This window comes from Rhizobium sp. BK418, from assembly GCF_004341105.1.
Taxonomy (GTDB): Bacteria; Pseudomonadota; Alphaproteobacteria; order Rhizobiales; family Rhizobiaceae; genus Rhizobium.
The window spans coordinates 825,947-846,595 of record NZ_SLZK01000001.1 but is presented as its reverse complement, the minus strand read 5'-3'; the positions used below and the strand labels follow the sequence as shown (position 1 = coordinate 846,595).

The 20,649-nt window shown below is 60.9% G+C and carries 17 protein-coding genes; 7 read left to right on the top strand and 10 right to left on the bottom strand.

The window, feature by feature from the left end:
* Positions 1 to 2: 2 nt before the first annotated feature.
* Positions 3 to 1,172 carry a zinc-dependent alcohol dehydrogenase gene (locus EV281_RS04185; RefSeq protein ID WP_132651651.1) on the bottom strand — a complete coding sequence of 390 codons (1,170 nt, stop codon included), beginning with the start codon at positions 1,170 to 1,172 and terminating at the stop codon, positions 3 to 5.
* A gap of 161 nt (positions 1,173 to 1,333) precedes the next feature.
* On the opposite strand from EV281_RS04185, the gene EV281_RS31030 reads away from it, so the two are divergent.
* Complete coding sequence (locus EV281_RS31030; RefSeq protein ID WP_165911831.1) at positions 1,334 to 1,507, top strand: hypothetical protein; 174 nt, start codon at positions 1,334 to 1,336, stop codon at positions 1,505 to 1,507.
* Between the two features lie 122 nt (positions 1,508 to 1,629).
* Here EV281_RS31030 and EV281_RS04180 read toward each other — a convergent pair whose 3' ends face one another.
* From EV281_RS04180 to EV281_RS04165, 4 genes are all read right to left on the bottom strand, one after another.
* Positions 1,630 to 2,181 carry a hypothetical protein gene (locus EV281_RS04180; RefSeq protein ID WP_132651650.1) on the bottom strand — a complete coding sequence of 184 codons (552 nt, stop codon included), beginning with the start codon at positions 2,179 to 2,181 and terminating at the stop codon, positions 1,630 to 1,632.
* A 211-nt stretch (positions 2,182 to 2,392) separates the two neighbouring features.
* On the bottom strand, positions 2,393 to 3,487 hold the full coding sequence (locus EV281_RS04175; protein ID WP_132651649.1) for a TIGR01620 family protein: 1,095 nt from the start codon (positions 3,485 to 3,487) through the stop codon (positions 2,393 to 2,395).
* Complete coding sequence (locus tag EV281_RS04170) at positions 3,484 to 4,959, bottom strand: YcjX family protein (RefSeq protein WP_132651648.1); 1,476 nt, start codon at positions 4,957 to 4,959, stop codon at positions 3,484 to 3,486. Before EV281_RS04170 ends, EV281_RS04175 begins: the two co-directional genes overlap by 4 nt.
* Positions 4,960 to 5,055: 96 nt before the next feature.
* Positions 5,056 to 5,550: a histidine phosphatase family protein gene (locus tag EV281_RS04165; protein WP_132651647.1), complete on the bottom strand. Its 495-nt coding sequence runs from the start codon at positions 5,548 to 5,550 to the stop codon at positions 5,056 to 5,058.
* Between the two features lie 277 nt (positions 5,551 to 5,827).
* On the opposite strand from EV281_RS04165, the gene dksA reads away from it, so the two are divergent.
* Positions 5,828 to 6,247: an RNA polymerase-binding protein DksA gene (dksA, locus tag EV281_RS04160; RefSeq protein WP_007826301.1), complete on the top strand. Its 420-nt coding sequence runs from the start codon at positions 5,828 to 5,830 to the stop codon at positions 6,245 to 6,247.
* Positions 6,248 to 6,344: 97 nt separating this feature from the next.
* Here the strand turns inward: dksA and EV281_RS04155 are convergent, their stop codons facing one another.
* Positions 6,345 to 7,478, bottom strand: coding sequence for a flagellar biosynthetic protein FliO (locus EV281_RS04155; RefSeq protein ID WP_207896866.1), 1,134 nt, complete (start codon positions 7,476 to 7,478; stop codon positions 6,345 to 6,347).
* 289 nt (positions 7,479 to 7,767) lie between these two features.
* Here EV281_RS04155 and EV281_RS04150 point away from each other — a divergent pair, with 289 nt between their 5' ends.
* Positions 7,768 to 10,371, top strand: a complete 2,604-nt coding sequence (locus tag EV281_RS04150; protein WP_132651645.1) for a PAS domain-containing sensor histidine kinase — start codon at positions 7,768 to 7,770, stop codon at positions 10,369 to 10,371.
* A gap of 75 nt (positions 10,372 to 10,446) precedes the next feature.
* On the opposite strand, the gene EV281_RS04145 is transcribed toward EV281_RS04150, so the two are convergent.
* Entirely contained in the window at positions 10,447 to 11,373 is a 927-nt protein-coding gene (locus EV281_RS04145; protein ID WP_132651644.1) for a pseudouridine-5'-phosphate glycosidase, read from the bottom strand.
* Positions 11,374 to 11,403: 30 nt separating this feature from the next.
* Positions 11,404 to 12,348 (bottom strand): carbohydrate kinase family protein, encoded by a 945-nt coding sequence (locus tag EV281_RS04140; RefSeq protein WP_132651643.1) that lies wholly within the window; start codon positions 12,346 to 12,348, stop codon positions 11,404 to 11,406.
* Positions 12,349 to 12,577: 229 nt separating this feature from the next.
* On the opposite strand from EV281_RS04140, the gene recA reads away from it, so the two are divergent.
* From recA to EV281_RS04125, 3 genes are all read left to right on the top strand, one after another.
* Entirely contained in the window at positions 12,578 to 13,669 is a 1,092-nt protein-coding gene (gene recA, locus EV281_RS04135) for a recombinase RecA (RefSeq protein ID WP_132651642.1), read from the top strand.
* A 150-nt stretch (positions 13,670 to 13,819) separates the two neighbouring features.
* Positions 13,820 to 16,474: an alanine--tRNA ligase gene (gene alaS, locus EV281_RS04130; RefSeq protein WP_132651641.1), complete on the top strand. Its 2,655-nt coding sequence runs from the start codon at positions 13,820 to 13,822 to the stop codon at positions 16,472 to 16,474.
* A gap of 192 nt (positions 16,475 to 16,666) precedes the next feature.
* A complete protein-coding gene (locus tag EV281_RS04125; protein ID WP_132651640.1) occupies positions 16,667 to 17,518 on the top strand; it encodes an AraC family transcriptional regulator in 852 nt (283 codons plus the stop codon).
* A 5-nt stretch (positions 17,519 to 17,523) separates the two neighbouring features.
* Here EV281_RS04125 and EV281_RS04120 read toward each other — a convergent pair whose 3' ends face one another.
* Together EV281_RS04120 and EV281_RS04115 are read right to left on the bottom strand one after the other, a co-directional pair.
* A complete protein-coding gene (locus EV281_RS04120) occupies positions 17,524 to 18,153 on the bottom strand; it encodes a glutathione S-transferase family protein (RefSeq protein WP_132651639.1) in 630 nt (209 codons plus the stop codon).
* A 443-nt stretch (positions 18,154 to 18,596) separates the two neighbouring features.
* Positions 18,597 to 19,808: an NADP-dependent isocitrate dehydrogenase gene (locus EV281_RS04115; RefSeq protein WP_132651638.1), complete on the bottom strand. Its 1,212-nt coding sequence runs from the start codon at positions 19,806 to 19,808 to the stop codon at positions 18,597 to 18,599.
* Positions 19,809 to 20,002: 194 nt separating this feature from the next.
* Between EV281_RS04115 and EV281_RS04110 the strand changes: the two genes are divergently transcribed.
* Positions 20,003 to 20,545, top strand: coding sequence for a hypothetical protein (locus EV281_RS04110; RefSeq protein WP_132651637.1), 543 nt, complete (start codon positions 20,003 to 20,005; stop codon positions 20,543 to 20,545).
* Positions 20,546 to 20,649 lie beyond the last annotated feature (104 nt).

The window sequence follows — 20,649 nt, the reverse complement described above, 5'->3', positions numbered from 1 at the left end:
CCTTATGGCTTGAGGACGACCTTGATGCAGCCGTCCTGTTTGTCGCGGAATGTCTTGTAGAGATCAGGTCCATCTTCAAGGGACGCCCGATGCGTGATGACGAAGGATGGATCGATCTCGCCCTTTTCAATGCGCTCCATCAGAAGCGGGAGGTAACGCTGCACCGGCGTCTGGGCCATCTTGAACGTCAGGCCACGGTTGATGGCGGACCCCATGGGAATCTTGTCGAGAAAGCCACCATAGACACCGACGATGGAGACGGTGCCGAAGTTCCGGCAGCAATGGATCGCCTGGCGAAGAACATGCGGCCGATCCGTGCCCATGAAGGTGGCGACCTTGATGCGGTCGAGCCTTGAATCCCAGCTAGCGGCAGCCTCGGCCTCGGTTCCGACAGCATCGATACACGCGTCGGCTCCGCGGCCGTTCGTCAGATCCATGAGCCTGTCGTAGATATCTTCGTCCATGAAATCGAGGACGATGGCGCCTGAAGCTTCGGCCAGCGCAAGCCGCTCCGGCACGGTATCGACAGCGATGACGCGTTCGGCGCCGAGAATGAAGGCAGATTTGATTGCCATCTGACCGACCGGGCCGCAACCCCAGACAGCGATCGTATCGCCAGGTTGGATGTTGCAGAAATCGGCTGCCATGTAGCCTGTCGGGAAAATGTCGGAGAGGAAAAGAACCTGTTCGTCGGTCAGCCCATCCGGAACCTTGATGGGGCCGACATCGGCATAAGGCACGCGCAGATATTCCGCCTGTCCGCCGCTGTAGCCGCCGAGCAGATGCGAATAACCGAAGAGGCCGGCAGGCGAGTTGCCCCATAATTTGCGCACCTTCGATGCGTCAGGATTGCTGCGCTCGCATCCCGAGAAGAAGCCACGCTTGCAGAAGAAACATTCGCCGCAGGAGATGGTGAAGGGCACGACGACACGATCGCCGACCTTGAGCTTGTTGTTCTCTTTGCCGACTTCGACGACCTCGCCCATGGTTTCATGCCCCATGACATCGCCGCTGCGCATCTCAGGCATGACACCATCAAAAAGGTGAAGATCGGAGCCGCAGATCGCGCAGGCAGTGACCTTGATGATCGCATCGCGGCCATCCTGAATGCTAGGATCGGGGACGCTCTCGCAGCGAATATCGTGTTTGCCATGCCAGGTGAGGGCCTTCATCGCATTTCTCCATTGTTGCTGTCGCAGAACGGCGCAGATGCGGAAATGATCCTGTGGACTTCACGAAATATTAAAATCGGGAACGAGAGCGGGCTCGCATAGTTCTCCTTACCGAGGCGGCGATGAGCCGATCTCACAATCATGAGAAAGGAGAATTGATCATGGCAAACCAAGGCGGTTCACACGAACAGCACGTCAAGGCAGGTCAGCAAAGCCACAAGAATGCCAGTTCACAACAGGCTTCGTCTGCCGGCAATCAATCCAGTTCGGGTACCCGCGGCGGCACGCATGAACAGCATGTGAAAGCCGGTCAGCAAAGCCATAAAAACTCGTAGTAAAAGATCTGACCAAATGGAAAGGAGCCCGCAGAAGCGGGCTTTTTTCACGTCTTCGTTCCAAGAAAAGCAAAAGCGGCGGAAAACCGCCGCTTCAGGAAAATCCGTTGCGGCAAATGGCCTTATTCGATCGAGCCAACCGCCATTTCGTCGACCTGGCGGGTCAGCGTCAGGCCGATGACCGGGATCATCTGGCTTTCGACCTTGACCGAAACGGTGACGTTCATGGTCTTGTCGTCGCGAACGCGGGCGATCATGGCGCCATTCAGCTTGGAGCGATTGATGCCGACGACGACTGTGTCATCGGTGACGGCGCCCGAGACGATGTCGAGGCCCTTGCCTTCGGCACCATCCAGGAACTTGCCCTTATAGGTGGAGCCGGACTGGGAAATCACGGCGGTCATCGGCTGCTTGAAGACGCCGACCCGGCAGGTGCCGTCAAGCTTGATGCCGGCAGTGGAATCTTCGGCCGGCGAACCGACGAGATTGCAGGTGAATTTCGTGCCTTTGTACTTGCCGGCAACGATTTCGCCCGGACCTTTCCAGGTGCCGGCGACGGATTCGAAGAAGGCTTTGTCGCGGGTTGCCGCTGTGGCGTTGGACGTGACGTCTGCGACCGGAGACAATGCCGCGGCGGCCAGGCCGCATACGAAAAGAAACTTGCGCGAGTACATGAATTTTCCTTGGCAAACACCACTCGGGAACTGACAGGAAGTTTTGCCGGAGAATGGTTAACGCTTTCTTTCCGGCGCGCCGAAATGCGTTGAGATCCAGGGCTTTCGTAAGGCAAGGCTTCTCAGCCTGCGCCTTCAGCACATTGAATCCGCTGGAATTTTTAACGCCGTGAGCAAGAAGGCGTGAATATGTCGAAATCAGGAGTTCGGTTTAGGGATTACCGTTGCGCGCAGTCATCGAAGGCGTCAGGTCGCCGATGAAATCGCCGATTCCCGGCCGTTTGAGCGCGCGGAATGTCAGCGGGCGGCAGAGATCCATGGCGGCAATGCCAATGCGAGCCGTCATCAATCCATTGACGACACCTTCGCCCAGTCGGGCTGAAAGCTTCGAGGCGAGCCCATGGCCTAGTACTTGCTGCACAAGGCTGTCGCCGACGGCAATCGAGCCGGTCACGGCGAGATGCGCAAGCACGTCGCGCATCAATCTCAGCATGCCGAGCGTGCCAGGCCGACCGCCATAGAGCTCGGCCATGGCGCGAATCAGACGCGCGGCCTCAAAGAGCACATAGAGCAAATCAACGACTGCGCGCGGGCTGACCGCCGTGACGATCGAGACGCGCTTGGAGGAATTGACGATCAGCGCGCGGGCGCGCCGATCCAGCGGGCCAAGCAGTTCACGCTCGGCAAGCGCAATCAGATGCGGGGGATCGATGACCTCGCCTTCGGTCGCCTTCAGTGTGGCGCGGCCCTTGGCGGTTTCCGGCTTGTCGCCCAGCAGGCCAGTGAGACGGGAAACGACGGCACGGGCCTTGGCCGGGCGGGTTTCCAGGATTGCGGCGTCGGCTTCAGCCTTGATGGTCTGCACCGCGGCAAGCCGCATCATGCCCGCCGTCTCCCGGATGACGATGGCGATGACGGCGAGGATGCCGATCGCAAGGACGGCAAGTGCAGCATAACCCAGCCAGTCGGCACGGCTGAAGAGATCTCGGATCAGCCGGTCGGTCCACAGGCCGAAGGCGAGCGACAGCAGAATGCCGAAGGCGCCTGCGGCAATGCCGGCAAAGGAGGTACGGCGTTTGCGCGGGGCTGCGACCGGTAGCGGGCTCAGATCCTGCTCCGGATTAAGGAAGGGATCTTCCTCATCTGGCGTCAGCACTACTTCGCCGGAGAAACTTGCCGGCTTGCGACGCTCTGCACGCGGGGTTTCTGGGCGCGGGGTTTCGGTCGCCGCATTGTCTTCCTCATAAGTGAAGGCGGCTGGCGCCCGGCGCGGCGGATTGGGCTGGTCGATCGGCGGCTTGCTCATGCGAGGCGATCTCCAAACAGGAACTGCATGGCGCGGTCGAGGCGGATATGCGGCACCGAGAGTTTTATGCCGCCGCCGGTTTCCTCGAGTTGCGGCGGGCGAAAGCGCACGACATTGACATCGGGCAGTTCGACAGAGCCATCGCCGGCTTCGATGCGCTCGAACAGGGTCTCGGGGTTTTCCGGCAGATCGCCGGGAAAAATTGCAGTCTTGCGCTCGCCGTCGAAGGTCTCGCCAGCGATCTTTTCGCCTGCCATGGGCGTGCCGACAATGACCGGCAGGTCGTGGCCATCCCGGCGCACGGTGGCCTCCCGCGTGGCGCGCACCGAGGCAAGCGCCATGACGTCGATGCCGGCGCCGGCCATGCCGATCCGGTCGATGGCGCGATCGACGAGGCGGCGCGTCAGCCGGTCCAGCCGGTCATGGCTTTCATGGTGCAGATGGTCAGCCTTGGTGGCGGCAACCAGTACGCGGTCGATGCGACGGCCAAGCAGCGAGGACAGGATGGAATTGGTGCCGGGGCGGAAGCAGGCGAGCACATCGGTCAGCGCACGTTCCAGATCCTGCACGGCTTCCGGGCCGCGGTTCATTGCCTGCAGCGCATCGACCAGCACGATCTGCCGGTCGAGCCGCGCGAAATGCTCGCGGAAGAAGGGTTTGACCACAACGGACTTATAAGCCTCGTAGCGGCGCTCCATCATCGCCCAGAGCGAACCGCGGTCGGGCCGGCCCCCCGGGGGCAGGGCAAGCGGCGCAAAGGTCAGCGCAGGCGAGCCATCGAGATCGCCGGGGAGCAGGAAGCGGCCGGGGGGAAGGGTGGACAACGATCGCTCGTCGGCCTTGCAGGCCTTCAGATAGTCGGCGAAGCTGGTCGCGAGGTCGCGGGCGACCATTTCGTCGGCTGACGCGTTGATATCGGTTGCTCTGGTCAGCGCCAGCCATGCGCTCGACAGTTCAGCGCGGATGCCGGTCGCGGCAAGTGCGATCGTCTCCTCGCTGAAGCTGCGGAAATCCTTGCCGAGCAGCGGCAGGTCGAGCAGCCACTCGCCGGGATAATCGACGATGTCGATCGACAGACGGCCCGGCGAAAACATGCGCGTCCAGGAACTGGCGCTCTGATAGTCCAGCGTGATGCGCAGTTCGGAGATCGCGCGCGTCGAATCCGGCCAGATGCGCTCTTTCACCAGCGCACGGATGTGATCCTCATACTGGAAACGCGGCACGGCATCATCGGGCTGCGGCTCGAGACGCACAGCCGAAACGCGACCGGACTGAACCGCCTCGAAGAGCGGTAGGCGGCCACCATGCAGGAGGTTATGGACGAGCGAGGAGATGAAGACGGTCTTTCCGGAGCGGGAAAGGCCGGTAACGCCAAGCCGGATGGTCGGATTGACGAGACCGCTGGCGCGGTCTGCAAGATTATCCAGCGCGATCAGCGCATCGTCGGCAAAGGATGTCAGGCGTAGCGGCAAATCGGGATCCCTGATGGCAGTGCCCACAATATAGGCCCGCAATATAGGAAATCGCCGCAGCCTGAAAAAGAAGCGGCGCAAAAGAGCTTGGAGCTCCTAGTCGATGACGAAATCTGCGAGACGCCAGGCCGAAGTCGTGGCGACGTAGTCGATGACGGCGAGACCGGCCGTCGGGAATCCCTTCGGCACAGAGCCTGCCATAGCCTTTTGGCCGATCAGCGCCGACAGGACTTGTTCCATTGTCGGGTTATGGCCGACGAGCATGACGCTCGTCGCATCCTGCGCGTCGAGGATTTCAAGATAGGTATCGACCGAGGCGTTATAGAGCGTATCGACGAAGCGCATGTCGAGCGTTTCGCCCATGGCGCGGTGCACGGCCTCTGCAGTGTCGCGGCAGCGAAGCGCCGTCGAGCTGATCAGAATATCCGGACGGTAGCCTTTGTCGGCAGCACGGTCGGCAACGATCTCGGCGTCGCCGAAACCCTTCTCGCTCAGCGGGCGGTCGAAATCGCGCTGTCCGGGCTCGGCTTGGACAGCTTGGGCATGACGGAGGAGGTAGATCCGGTGCGGTGGAGGCAGGAGGGCGACCATGGGCAAATCCAGCTTCGAGCGGAGCCTTTTAAGTAGCGGCTGCGGTCCGGCGACGTCAACTGTCGAAAGGCTTTCACGAGCGCAAAAGGGCGGTGGCGACACGCCATTTTGAATGCGAACCGCGAATCACCACTCCGAATAATGGTGAGAAAATAGACCGTTAGCTCAAATTTATGACAGATTTAAAAATCTGTTTACCTGTCTTATTTGGCTTGAATCGCTGATAGCGCTTGGGATATACACCCCGCCAGATGAGATGTTCTTCAGGAGAATCGCGTTGAGTGAGAAGATCGATCTTAGCAATTATGTTCCCTCGGAAGACGAGGAGTTCATGAACACGAACCAGCGCGCTTATTTCAGAGCCAAGCTGGTCGCCTGGAAAAACGATATCCTTAGAGAAGCGCGCGAAACACTCGACCATCTGGCCGAAGAAAGCGCAAATCACCCTGACCTCGCAGACCGCGCATCCTCCGAAACCGACCGGGCCATCGAACTTCGTGCCCGCGACCGCCAGAGAAAGCTGATCTCCAAGATCGACGCAGCCTTGCAGCGCATTGAAGATGGCACCTACGGCTACTGCGAGGAAACCGGCGAACCGATCGGCCTCAAGCGTCTGGATGCCCGCCCGATCGCCACGCTGTCGATCGAGGCGCAGGAACGCCACGAGCGCCGTGAAAAGGTTTATCGGGACGAATAGGCGCTTCCAAAAACGGACATGAAAAAGGCACTGCGAGACGAAACGCAGTGCCTTTTTTGTTTGCATAGTTTTACCTGGGGCTCAGTGGCCCCGTTCCTTATTTGTCGCGGTTAACGCTCATCTCGCCGAATATGCGGGCAACTTCCTTCTGAAGCGCTGCATCCGCACCTGTGATCGGCGCCATTTCAGGGTCGCGGCGCGGCATCGAACCGGGCTGCTGAGAGGGGCCGGGCTGCTGGGCAGGGCGGACCGGAGATGCGTTGGGTGCGGGAACCACGCGCTCGGCGGCCGGATTAGCCAATATCTCCTCATCAAGCACGCGCTGGAAATCCCGGCGGATGGCAGCAGATTGCGCTTCGCCATCCTCCGCTGCTACCGGCGCTCCGCCCGATACGGCGGGGATGCTCTGTGCCGGCGGCGCGGAGACCTCCGGCTCGATGCGCTGCTGCGGCAACACGCGCTGGCGGGCTGCATCGAGAATATCGGCGGCGTTTGCCGTATCGGGCACCGGAGCGGACCGTTCCGGCTGGCGCTGCTGAATCTGAGCCAAACGCTGCGGGTTGTCACGCTCGGCTGTGAGCGGCGGAGCGAAGACCTGCGGCGTCGGCACCTGTTGGGCAGAGACATGCTGGCCCGACATTTGCTGCGCAGACGTTTGCTGGGCCGACATCGGCGGGGCGACCGCCGGCGCAACGACCGGAGGCTCGGGACGCTGGCGAACGGGCTCGGCTGGCGGCGCGATGACAGGGGCGGGCGCCGGGCTGTAGGCTTCTAAATCGGGCTCGGCGCTTGCGGCTGCAGGCGGCGCAATCGGCTGCGGCCGCAGTTGCGGGGCAGGCGGAGGTTCACGCCGCGTCTGGATGGCGGCGGCCGGGCGCTCCCGGACGGCTGGGCGGTCCTCGACCGGCTGCGGGCGGAACTCAGAAGCCGTCTCTGCTTCGGATTCCGGCAGGATGCGGCTTTCGATGACGATGTCGGTCGGGCCGCCAATCATGACGAGATGTTCGACATTGTCGCGGCGCACGAGCACCAGGCGGCGTCGGGCATCGACGGCTGCGGCGTCGAGCACCTGCAGGCGAGGCTGGCGGTTGCGGCCGCCGCGAACGAACGGCGAAGGCGCGCGGCCGCGCAGATACCACAGAACGAGAATGAGCAGGACAAGCGCAATGCCGACACCACCGGCGGCAAGCAGGAAGCGGCTACCGTAAGCCCCTACAACATCATCGAACATAGGCACTCACTCCATTTCGCATCATGGCACAACAGACGACTTTTCCGCTCCTTAGGCAAGAGCCGGCGGGTCTGTCCAGTCACCGGCGGACGCGATTTCCTGTTGTGCAACCTATTTGGTAGAACGGGGTTACGGGGCAAACTGGCGCGTTTGCCTGTGAATTCAAGCAGTCTGACGAAAGCCTGCTGTTTTTGAGGGCGCAGCAAGTTGGTAAGAAGAAAAAGAATGCCTGATTCCCGCTTCGCAACGGTGTTACAAGCGCGGCAGGTCAGGCTTATGCGAGGAATAGATGACGAAATCGCGTCAGGTCGATGACTATAACGCGCCGCTTGTGGATCGCGGGGGGCGTTCTGGCACGGCGCTACGCATCATTCTGCTGGCAATCGTGCTGATTGCGGCAGCGGCAGCCTTCGTCCTCTTCAAGGATTCGCTCGGCAATGAATTGGTTCTTGGCGGGCTTGGCGTGCTTGCCATGGTCGGCATCTTTTTCCTCGTCTCCTCGGTAATCGGCTTTATCGAAGTGATGCCGCAGCGCCAATCCGACGGCCTGGCGCGCGCCTTTCTGAACAGCCATCCCGACGGGACGTTGATCACGGACGAAAAAGGCCGCATCGTCTATGCCAATGCCGCTTACGGCGCATTGACCGGCGCCCGCAAGGCGACCGAGGTGCAGACCCTGGAAACCCTGCTGTCGCGCCATCGCGAATCGAATGAAGCGCTTTACCGGCTGGTGAACGGTCTGCGCGAAGGCCGGGAAGGCCGCGAGGAATTCCGCCTGTTGCGCGCCGTCGGACCGGGGGGCAGCGCCGGCGCGCACTGGTATCGCCTGAAGGCGCGGCTGCTGAAGCCGGAAGACGGCGACGGCAAGCCGCTGCAGATCTGGCAGATTACCGATATCACCACCGAGCGCGAAGACCAGGAGCGCTTTTTCAAGGAACTGCAGAACGCGATCGACTATCTCGACCACGCGCCGGCTGGCTTCTTCTCGGCCGGACGCAAGGGCGAAATCTTCTATCTCAATGCCACGCTTGCCGAATGGCTGGGTCTGGACCTGACGAAATTCATGCCAGGCTCGATGAATATCGGCGATCTCGTCGCGGGCGAAGGGCTGGCGCTGATCCAGTCGGTGCAGGCCGAACCCGGCCTGAAGAAGACCGTGACGCTGGACCTCGACCTGCGCAAATCGAACGGCCAAAGCCTGCCGGTGCAGATCATCCATCGCGTCACCTCCATGCGCGACGGTGCGCCCGGCGAAAGCCGCACCATCGTGCTGACGCGCGATGCGGGCCAGGAGAACGAGCAATCCGCCTCGGCCGCCGCCATGCGTTTCACGCGTTTCTTCAACAATACACCGATGGCGATTGCTTCGGTCGACGGTCGCGGCAAGATCCTGCGCACCAATGCGCCCTTCCTGAAACTCTTTTCCAATATCGTCTCGCGTGACGATCTTGAGCGCGGCGCACTTCTGGAAACCATCGTGCAGGAGAGCGACCGGCCGCAGATTGCTGCAGCGCTCGCCGCCGCAAAGGACCGGCAAGGCGATATCGCGCCGATCGATTCCCGCACGCCGACCGATGAGGCGCGTTTCTTCCGCTTCTATGTGAATGCCGTCATCGACCAGTCGGACGAGGCGCCGGAAGAGGCGGCAATCGTCTATGCGGTCGAAGTGACCGAGCAGAAGGCGCTCGAAGCGCAGATGGCGCAGACGCAGAAGATGAATGCGGTCGGTACGCTCGCCGGCGGCATCGCGCATGACTTCAACAACGTGCTGACGGCAATCCTGCTTTCCTCCGACCATCTGCTGCTGCAGGCGAGGCCTTCGGATGCAAGCTTCGCCGATCTGATAGAAATCAAACGCAACGCCAACCGCGCGGCGGTACTGGTACGCCAGTTGCTCGCCTTCTCGCGCAAGCAGACGATGCGGCCGACGGTGCTCAACCTCACCGATGTCGTCGGTGATCTGCGCATGCTGGTCGACCGGCTGATTTCGGGCACCAATGTCAAACTCGACGTCGAATATGGCCGCGATCTCTGGCCTGTGAAAACCGATCTGTCGCAATTCGAGCAGGTGCTGATCAATCTCTGCGTCAATGCCCGCGATGCGATGCCCCAGGGCGGCACGCTGACGCTGCGTACCCGTAATTTGCCGGCCGCCGAAGTCGCCGCCTTCAACTATTCCTACATGCCGCATGAGGACATGGTGCTCGTAGAAGTGACCGATACCGGCACCGGCATTGCGCCCGAGATCATGGACAAGATCTTCGAGCCCTTCTTCACCACCAAAGAAGTGGGCAAGGGCACCGGTCTCGGCCTTGCCATGGTCTATGGCATCGTCAAGCAGTCCGGCGGCTACATCCAGCCGGAATCGGAAGTCGGCAAGGGCACCACCTTCCGCATCTTCCTGCCGCGCCATATCGCCGAGCCGGCCGTTGCCACGGAAGCGGAAGCTTCGGATCAGGCAGTTGCTTCAGGCGGTGCAAATGTAGTGGAACTCGTTCAGCCGAAGCAGCCGGAAGACCTGACGGGTTCGGCCGTCATCCTTCTCGTCGAGGACGAGGAAGCAGTGCGGCGCGGCGGCAAGCGCATGTTGGAGACGCGCGGCTATACCGTCTATGAGGCGGGCTCGGGTGTGGAAGCGCTCGACATCATGGATGAACTCGAAGGCAAGGTTGATATCGTCGTCTCCGACGTTGTCATGCCCGAGATGGACGGGCCATCGTTGCTGCGTGAGCTACGCAAGAAATATCCGGACCTGAAATTCATCTTCGTGTCCGGTTACGCTGAAGACGCATTCGCCCGCAACCTGCCGCCGGAAGCCAAGTTCGGCTTCCTGCCGAAGCCGTTCTCGCTGAAGCAACTGGCTGTGGCGGTGAAAGAGACGCTGGATAGCTGAGACGAACAAGGGGCGCTGTGCGCCCCTCACGTCTTTCCACGATGTAATTGCTGGCGAAACCCGTCCGCCCTGGCTTTATTCGCCGAGTGCGACGGCGATTTCGGCCGCCAGGCGAGCGTTGTTCTCCACCAGCGCAATATTCGTCTTCAGGCTCTGACCATCCGTCAGGTCGAAGATCGTGCTCAGCAGGTACGGCGTTACCGCCTTGCCGGTGATTTCGTCACGCTCGGCGCTGTCGAGGGCGCGTTCGATATAGATTTCCATTTCCTCGCGAGCAATTTCGTCGGCTTCCGGGACCGGGTTGGCGATCAGCATGCCGCCTTCGATGCCAAGCTGTTCGCGCGTGGTCTGGAAATTGGCGATCGCCGCCGGACTGTTCAGCGTCAACGGGCTGCGGATGCCCGACGAGCGCGACCAGAAGGCCGGGAATTCGTCGCTTTCATAGGTAACGACGGGTACGCCACGCGTTTCCAGCACTTCCAGCGTCTTCGGAATATCGAGGATCGCCTTGGCGCCGGCGCAGACGACAATGACGCCGGTGCGGGCGAGCTCTTCGAGGTCGGCAGAGATATCGAAGGTTTCTTCAGCACCGCGGTGCACGCCGCCGATGCCGCCGGTGGCGAAGACCTTGATGCCGGCAAGCGCCGCCGCAATCATCGTGGCGGCTACTGTCGTCGCCCCGGTGCGGCGTTCGGCGATCGCGAAGGCGATATCGGCGCGCGAAACTTTCATGACATCCTTGGCCTGGGCAAGCTGCTCCAGTTCGGCAGCCTCGAGGCCAATATGCAGCCTGCCATGAATGACGGCGATGGTGGCGGGAACGGCACCCTGATCGCGGATGATCGATTCGACGCTGCGCGCCATCTCGATATTGCCGGGGTAGGGCATGCCATGGGTGATGATGGTCGATTCGAGCGCCACGATCGGGGCGCCGCGCTGCTTGGCGGCGGCCACTTCCTTCGAATAGGAAATCGGCAGCTGAGGTGAGATGGGTTTGGTCATGATCCGTATCCGTTTATCGATTTAGCGGCTTCAATGCAGAATTCTCGCCGCCGGGACAAGCGAAAGCATGTCGCGGAGCAGGTCAGGCGAAAGATTTTCGTTCACGGCATGCGATGACTGGACGGTCAATGCTGCGGCAGCAGCGCCATGACGAACCGCTTCTTCGAGCGGCAAGCCGAGCATCAGGGCGGAGAGCGTACCGGCTGCAAGCGAATCTCCCGCACCGGTGACATCGGCGACAGTGTCGGAAATCGGCGGCTGCAGGACGAGCGCACGGCCTTCCTTGAAGGCGACGAGCTCGCGCTGGCCGCGGGTGACGACCGCTCCGCCAACACCGATGTCACCGAGCAGCGACGGCCAGCCGGCAGCATCGTCCGGGCGGTCGCCGACAAGGGCCGCAGCCTCGGCCTCGTTGAGGAAGAGATAGTCGATACCGTCGAGGCAGGGCAGGAGGCGCACCACCTTTGCCGGCGAGATGGCGATAGCCGCAACCGGCCTGCCGAGTGCCTTGGCTTTCGCAACGATGGCGACAGCTGTTTCCTCGGGCAGATTGGCATCGAAGAGGATGAAATCGGTGGCGGCGAAAGCGTCACGCACCCAGCGGATCGACAGCCGCCGCGGTGCAAAGAATCGATAGAGATCCATATCGGCAAGCGCGATGACCAGATTGCCGTCCCTCTCGATGATCGCCGTATAGCTCGGCGTCTTGCGGTCGAGGAAAACGAAGGGGCGGTCGTTAATCCCGGCAAAGTCCGCCGCCTCGCTCACCATCTCGCCGATCGGGTCGCCGCCGCGCGGTGAAATCATCGTCACGTCGAATCCGAGGCGGGCGAGATTGCGCGCCGCATTGAAGCCGCCGCCGCCGGGTTCCTCGAACCATGTGCCGGGATTGCTGGCGCCCGGCGCCGTCTCGCCGGAAATGCGGCCGCGGCGATCGATATGGGCGCCGCCGAGAACGAGAATCTTAGCGCTCATTTCTGCACTCCGGAAGCGAATCGAATGGCGGGCAAAGTGGCCGCATTCACGGGGCGAAGCACACTAAGCCGTTGCTTTGCATCGATAAAACAAAAATAGAACACAGGCCGTTTTACCTTTTTCTTTCAATTATTTGCAACCCCATTGCGAAATAAGAACAAATGGAGTACAAACTTCGCATCAGCGGCGACATTGCTTGAGCAGCGTCAATAACCTAAAGGTGGATCGAATGTCTCAGAATTCATTGCGGCTCGTAGAGGACAAATCGGTGGACAAAAGCAAGGCGCTCGAAGCGGCACTCTCACAGATTGAGCGGTCGTTCGGCAAGGGCTCGATCATGAAACTCGGCTCGAACGAGAACATCGTCGAGATCGAAACGGTTTCCACAGGTTCTCTCAGCCTCGATATCGCGCTCGGCATTGGCGGTCTGCCGAAGGGTCGTATCATCGAGATTTACGGTCCGGAAAGCTCCGGTAAGACGACGCTCGCTCTGCAGACCATTGCCGAATCCCAGAAGAAGGGCGGCATCTGCGCGTTCGTCGACGCCGAACATGCGCTCGATCCGGTCTACGCCCGCAAGCTCGGCGTCGATCTGCAGAACCTGCTGATCTCCCAGCCCGATACCGGCGAACAGGCACTCGAAATCACCGACACGCTGGTGCGCTCCGGCGCTATCGACGTTCTCGTCGTCGACTCGGTCGCAGCGCTGACGCCGCGCGCCGAAATCGAAGGCGAAATGGGCGACAACCTGCCGGGCATGCAGGCCCGCCTGATGAGCCAGGCGCTGCGCAAGCTGACGGCCTCGATCTCCAAGTCCAACTGCATGGTGATCTTCATCAACCAGATCCGCATGAAGATTGGCGTCATGTTCGGTTCGCCGGAAACGACGACGGGCGGCAACGCCCTCAAGTTCTACGCCTCCGTCCGCCTCGACATCCGCCGCATCGGCCAGGTGAAGGAACGCGAAGAGGTGATCGGCAACCAGACGCGCGTCAAGGTCGTCAAGAACAAGATGGCGCCTCCCTTCAAGCAGGTCGAATTCGACATCATGTATGGCGAGGGCGTTTCCAAGACCGGCGAACTCATCGACCTCGGCGTCAAGGCCGGCATCGTCGAAAAGTCCGGCGCCTGGTTCTCCTACAACAGCCAGCGCCTCGGCCAGGGCCGCGAGAACGCCAAGATCTTTCTGCGCGACAATCCGGATCTCGCCCGCGAGATCGAAACGGCGCTGCGCCAGAATGCCGGCCTGATCGCCGACCGCTTCCTGCAGAATGGCGGCCCTGACGCCGGTGACGATGCAGGTGACGCCGGCGACATGTGATCGGCCATAACTGAATCGAATTCCAACCGGCCGCATTCTGTGACGAGAATGCGGCCGGTTTTGTTTGTTCGCTGGACAGTGGCTAGGTCGAACGATAAAAGCCGATGGATTTAATTTTACCTGCCTGCTGGCAGCATCGAAGGGCATGAAATGAGCGGTGTAAACGATATCCGGTCGACCTTCCTCGACTACTTCAAGAAGAACGGCCACGAGATCGTTCCATCGAGCCCGCTCGTGCCGCGCAATGACCCGACGCTGATGTTCACCAATGCCGGCATGGTCCAGTTCAAGAACGTCTTCACCGGCTTGGAAAAGCGTCCCTACTCGACGGCGACCACCTCGCAGAAGTGCGTGCGCGCCGGCGGCAAGCATAACGATCTCGATAATGTCGGCTATACCGCGCGCCACCTGACCTTCTTCGAAATGCTCGGCAACTTCTCCTTCGGCGACTATTTCAAGGAGAATGCGATCGAGCTTGCCTGGAAGCTCGTCACCGAAGGTTTCGACCTGCCGAAGAACCGCCTGCTGGTGACCGTCTATTCCGAAGACGAGGAAGCAGCGACGCTGTGGAAGAAGATTGCCGGCTTCTCCGACGATAAGATCATCCGCATCCCGACGTCGGACAATTTCTGGCAGATGGGCGATACCGGCCCCTGCGGTCCGTGCTCGGAAATCTTCATCGACCAGGGCGAGAAGATCTGGGGCGGCCCTCCCGGCTCGCCGGAAGAGGATGGCGACCGGTTCCTGGAATTCTGGAACCTCGTCTTCATGCAATTCGAACAGACCGAGCCCGGCGTGCGCAATCCGCTGCCGCGCCCGTCGATCGATACCGGCATGGGCCTGGAGCGTATGGCCGCCGTTTTGCAGGGCGTCCAGAGCGTCTTCGACACCGACCTCTTCCGTACGCTGATCGGCGCCATCGAGGATACGATGGGCGTCAAGGCTGAAGGTTCCGCAAGCCATCGCGTCATCGCCGATCACCTTCGCTCGTCGGCCTTCCTGATCGCCGATGGCGTGCTGCCGTCGAACGAAGGCCGCGGCTACGTGCTGCGCCGCATCATGCGCCGCGCCATGCGCCACGCCCAGCTTCTCGGCGCTAAGGAGCCGCTGATGTACAAGCTGCTGCCGACGCTGGTGCAGGAGATGGGCCGTGCCTATCCGGAACTGGTGCGCGCCGAAGCGCTGATTTCTGAAACGCTGAAGCTCGAAGAAGGCCGTTTCCGCAAGACGCTGGAGCGCGGCCTGTCGCTTCTGTCGGATGCGACCGCCGACCTGACCAAGGGCGACATGCTGGACGGCGAGACCGCCTTCAGGCTCTACGACACCTACGGCTTCCCGCTCGATCTGACACAGGATGCCCTGCGCGCCCGCGAAATCGGCGTCGATATCTCGGGCTTCACCGATGCGATGGAGCGCCAGAAGGCCGAGGCACGCTCGCATTGGGCCGGCTCGGGCGAGAAGGCGACCGAAACCGTCTGGTTCGAGCTCAAGGAAAAGCATGGCGCGACCGAGTTCCTCGGTTACGACACCGAGACGGCCGAAGGCGTGGTGCAAGCGATCGTCAAGGACGGCGCCGTTGCCGCTGAGGCCAGGGCCGGCGACAAAGTGCAGATCGTTGTCAACCAGACGCCGTTCTACGGTGAGTCCGGCGGCCAGATGGGTGATACCGGCGTCATCTCCACCGACCACGGCAAGATTGAGATATCGGACACGCAGAAGAAGGGCGAAGGCCTGTTCGTGCATTCTGGCACCGTTGTCGAAGGCGCGTTCAAGACCGGCGAGGCGGTTGTCCTGACAGTCGATCACGCCCGCCGTTCCCGCCTGCGCGCCAACCACTCGGCAACGCATCTTCTGCATGAGGCGCTGCGCGAAGTGCTCGGCACCCATGTCGCCCAGAAGGGTTCGCTGGTCGCCCCCGAGCGCCTGCGCTTCGACGTTTCGCATCCGAAGCCGATGACGGCTGAGGAGTTGAAAGCCGTCGAAGAAATGGCCAATGAGATCATTCTGCAGAATGCGCCTGTTACGACCCGCCTCATGAGCGTCGACGACGCGATCGAAGAAGGCGCCATGGCGCTCTTCGGCGAAAAGTACGGCGATGAAGTGCGTGTCGTATCGATGGGCACCAGTCTGCATGGAGCCAAGGCCGGCAAGCCTTATTCGATTGAGCTCTGCGGCGGTACGCATGTATCTGCCACCGGCCAGATCGGTCTCGTTCGCATCCTTGGCGAAAGCGCTGTCGGGGCTGGCGTTCGCCGTCTCGAAGCCGTCACCGGCGAAGCGGCGCGCGAATATCTTGCCGAGCAGGACGAACGCGTGAAAACGCTCGCTGCCTCGCTGAAGGTTCAGCCGTCCGAGGTCCTCTCGCGAGTCGAGGCGCTGATGGACGAGCGCCGCAAACTCGAAAAGGAACTGGCCGATGCCAAGCGCAAGCTCGCCATGGGCGGCGGGCAGGGCGGTTCTGCCGATGCCGTGCGTGAGGTCGCCGGCGTCAAGTTCCTCGGCAAGGCCGTGGCCGGTGTCGACCCGAAGGATCTGAAGGGTCTCGCCGATGACGGCAAGGCCAGCATCGGCTCCGGTGTCGTGACGCTGATCGGCGTTTCGGAAGACGGCAAGGCAAGCGCAGTCGTCGCCGTCACGCCTGATCTCGTCGACCGTTTCAGCGCGGTCGATCTGGTGCGTGTCGCCTCTGCAGCGCTCGGCGGCAAGGGCGGCGGCGGCCGTCCTGACATGGCCCAGGCCGGCGGCCCCGATGGCGCCAAGGCTGACGAGGCGCTTGAGGCCGTTGCGGCGGCACTCGCAAGCTGAACTCCAACATGGATTGATTGCAAAGGCGGGACATGTTCCCGCCTTTTCTTTTTGGGCGAGCGTCGCTTTTGTTCTGCATGAGGTTGTTCCGAGCGCGACAAGGCGCAGACCTCCTGCGTGTCATGAGAAGTCCGCAGGATTTGTCAAATGAGGCTATGCTTTGCTGCAGCCGATCGAATAGCGGGGTTTGACATGGTGGCTGAAATGGTATGGGCGCTTTACGAAGACCGTCTGAGACGGGTTTCGGCCTATATTCATGATCATCTGGACGAGGATCTGGATATGGAGCGGCTGGCCGAGATTGCCTGCCTATCAAGCTATCACTGGCATCGGATCTACAGGGCGATTTACGGCGAGACGCTGGCGGCGACCGTCAAGCGGCTGCGGCTGCATCGCGCGGCGGGCGACATCGTCCGCACGGATCTTGATGTCAGCGAGATTGCGAAGCGATCAGGCTATCCTAATCTCCAGTCCTTCAACCGCATCTTCAAATCGGTCTACGGAATGCCGCCGGCACGTTACCGGAAAGAGGGAAGCCACACGCAGTTCGAACTCTCAATCTCCGGAAAGGCGCAAGCCATGTTTGATGTCACCCTGAAAACCATTCCACCGCTCGAATTGGTCGGCGTTCCTCATACCGGCTCCTATATGGAGATCGGAAAGGCCTTCGAAACGCTGTTCGGCATGCTTTACGCCCGTGGACTTGCAAAGCCCGACATGCGGATGATCGGCGTCTATCTCGACGACCCCGATCTGGTGCAGCCCGAGAAACTGCGCTCGATAGCCTGTGTGACAGCTGGTAGCGAGACGGCAGTCAACGCACCGCTGGAGCGGCTGAAGGTGGAAGGCGGCGACTATGCCGTTCTGCATCACAAAGGACCTTATGCCGACATGTACAAGGCCTATCAGTGGCTCTATGCCCAGTGGCTGCCGGCATCCGGCCGGCAGCTCCGGGATCGCATCATGTTCGAGGAATACCTCAACAATCCGCGCCAGGTCGCGCCGACTGAATTGCGGACGGACATTTATATGCCGCTTGCGTAGGATGCTCAGGCAGCCTGCATCGCTTTCGCCGCTTCTTCGTCCAAGGCCGTTGCCCGCTTATAGGCATCACGTTCGGACAGCCGGCCAAAATAGTCGACGAAGACCTGGCGTTTTTCGATGCTGCCGAAGGCAAGCCCCCAGCCGATATGCGAGCCTACATAGACGTCGGCCGCTGTGAAGCGCTTGCCGGTGATATAGGGGGAGGCGGCCGAAACTGCCTTCTCCAATGTGCCCATCACATCGCCGAAGGAACCGCAGCCGGCCATGCGCAGCCGTTCCTGCGGAATTTCGAAGCCGAGCGCCTTCAGTGTGACGGCGGCTTCCAGCGGCCCGGCGGCGAAGAACATCCAGCGGTAATAATCGGCCCGTTCATCGGGCGGCGGCGCGAGGCCTGCTTGAGGAATGGCGTCCGCAAGATACGCACAGATCGCCGCGCATTCCGTCACGATCGTCTTCCCGTGACGGATCGCCGGCACCTTGCCCATCGGGTTGACGGACAGATAGTCCGGTTCCTTCATCGTCCCGCCGAAAGTCAGGATTTCGGTATGATATGGGACGCCGGTTTCTTCCAGCATCCATCGCGCTATTCGGCCGCGCGACATCGGGTTGGTGTAGAAGGTGATTTCCTCGTTCATCCTGTTCTCCTTTATCCCATGCTCTTTTCGTAGCATTGGCGCGGGAGATTTCAACCTTCGGGGCGGGCGGCATCTTTACGGCAGCGCGAGGAATGATCTCGGTCGACGGCGGTATTTCGCCAATTGCCGCCTGACCGTGAGGCGAACGAAACCGTTGATTGTAATGTTGGGTCTGGGTCTCGAGCAGTGCGAGATCGAGATAGAAGACAATCATATCCTGACCCTCCCGGCGAGCGAGCAGCCTTACAAGTTGCAGGAATTCGGGGACGAAACTCTTCTTGGCCATCAGAACCTCCATGCCTGGGCGAGTAGGTTGATAGACCTTGCAACTTACGCGAGGCTTGTGTTTTGCAGCTATTGCTAATTTAGCAGCAACGTCGAAGCATTGGAGCAACAAAAAACCCGGCGCAAAGGCCGGGTTTTCGAATTCTATCCGAGCAGGCTCAAGCCATCGCGGCCTGCAGGTTCTGGTCGATCTTGTCGAGGAAGGCAGTGGTCGAGAGCCAAGGCTGATCCGGGCCGATGAGCAGCGCCAGATCCTTGGTCATGAAGCCGGCTTCGACGGTGTCGACGCAGACCTTTTCCAGCGTCGAGGCGAACCTTGCGAGCTCGGCATTGTCGTCGAGCTTGGCGCGGTGGGCGAGGCCACGGGTCCAGGCGAAGATCGAAGCGATAGAGTTCGTCGAGGTTTCCTGGCCCTTCTGGTGCTGGCGGTAGTGTCGGGTCACCGTGCCGTGAGCGGCTTCGGCTTCAACCGTCTTGCCGTCGGGCGTCAGCAGGACCGAGGTCATCAGGCCGAGCGAGCCAAAGCCCTGGGCAACCGTGTCGGACTGGACGTCGCCGTCGTAGTTCTTGCAGGCCCAGACATAGCCGCCGGACCACTTCAGGGCAGAGGCGACCATATCGTCTATCAGGCGATGTTCGTAGGTGATGCCGGCTTCCTTGAACTGATCCTTGAATTCGGTTTCGAAGACTTCTTCGAAAATGTCCTTGAAGCGGCCGTCATAGGCCTTGAGGATGGTGTTCTTGGTCGACAGGTAGACCGGCCACTTGCGCATCAGGCCGTACATCATCGAGGCGCGGGCGAATTCGCGGATCGACTCATCGAGGTTATACATGGCCATGGCAACGCCGGCGCCCGGGGCGTTGAAGACTTCCTTCTCGATGACCGTGCCGTCTTCACCGACGAACTTGATCGTCAGCTTGCCCTTGCCGGGGAACTTGAAGTCGGTTGCGCGGTACTGGTCGCCGAACGCGTGACGGCCGACGACGATTGGCTGCGTCCAGCCGGGAACGAGGCGGGGAACGTTGCGGCAAATGATCGGCTCGCGGAAGATAACGCCGCCGAGGATGTTGCGGATCGTGCCGTTCGGGCTCTTCCACATTTCCTTGAGGTTGAATTCCTTCACGCGGGCTTCGTCGGGCGTGATCGTCGCGCACTTGATGCCGACACCGTACTTCTTGATGGCGTTGGCGGCGTCGACCGTAACCTGGTCGTTGGTGGCGTCGCGGTTTTCGACCGAAAGGTCGTAATAGTCGATGTCGAGGTCGAGATACGGATGGATCAGCTTATCCTTGATGAGCTGCCAAATGATGCGAGTCATTTCATCGCCGTCGAGATCGGCGACGGGATTGGCGACCTTGATCTTCTTCATGTATCTGCCTCGTAAGCTTAGGAGAGGGACAGAGCTGTCCCGGGTGGGTGATGTGGGTCCGCAGCGCTATAGCATTGTGAGCCGGGAACGCAAAGCAGAACGGGCGGGACCGTGACGTTTTTGCCGCCATTGCCAAGAGCGGGAAAATGGCTAACCTCCGCGTCAACAGCCCCCCGAGTCCCGGACATTTTGCCATGAAGAAGATCGCCGTTCTGTTCGCCGGCCTCGTTGCCGCCCTGGCTGTCGCACCCAGCCTTTCGCTTGCGGCCGACGCGACTGCGCCGGTCAAGGAGATCATGAAGGACACGCAGAAGAACTGGGCGGGCGACAATAGCGACTGGATCGATATTTTCGAAGAGAACACGCTCGGCCGCCTCTACAGCAAGGATTTCGGCGAGAAATACAAAGCTGCGGCTCAGAACCCGGCTGCGGACGAGGATGGTATTTCGCCCTTCGACTATGACGTGATCGTCAACGGTCAGGATGCCTGCCCGCTGCAGGACCTTTCCATCGACCCCGGCCAGCCGGCCAACGGCACGACCGAAGTGACGGTAAAATTCAAAGCAGCAACCTGCATGGAAGGCGCGCCCAACAAGGATGCCTTTACGACCGCGCGTTTCGAGGTGATCGATGAGAATGGCAAACCCGTGATCGACGACATCATGATCCAGGGCGAAGAGGGGCAGGGGCCGATCTCGCTCAAGGAAGCCATGATACAGATCGCCAACGGCGAATGACTCTTCCGCGTGCCTTGATTGACGACGCCATAGTGGTGACACCTGGTGATCACCATTCTGGTGACACCGGGTGCGATTTGATTATTGTCAGGGCGGCGGTGTCT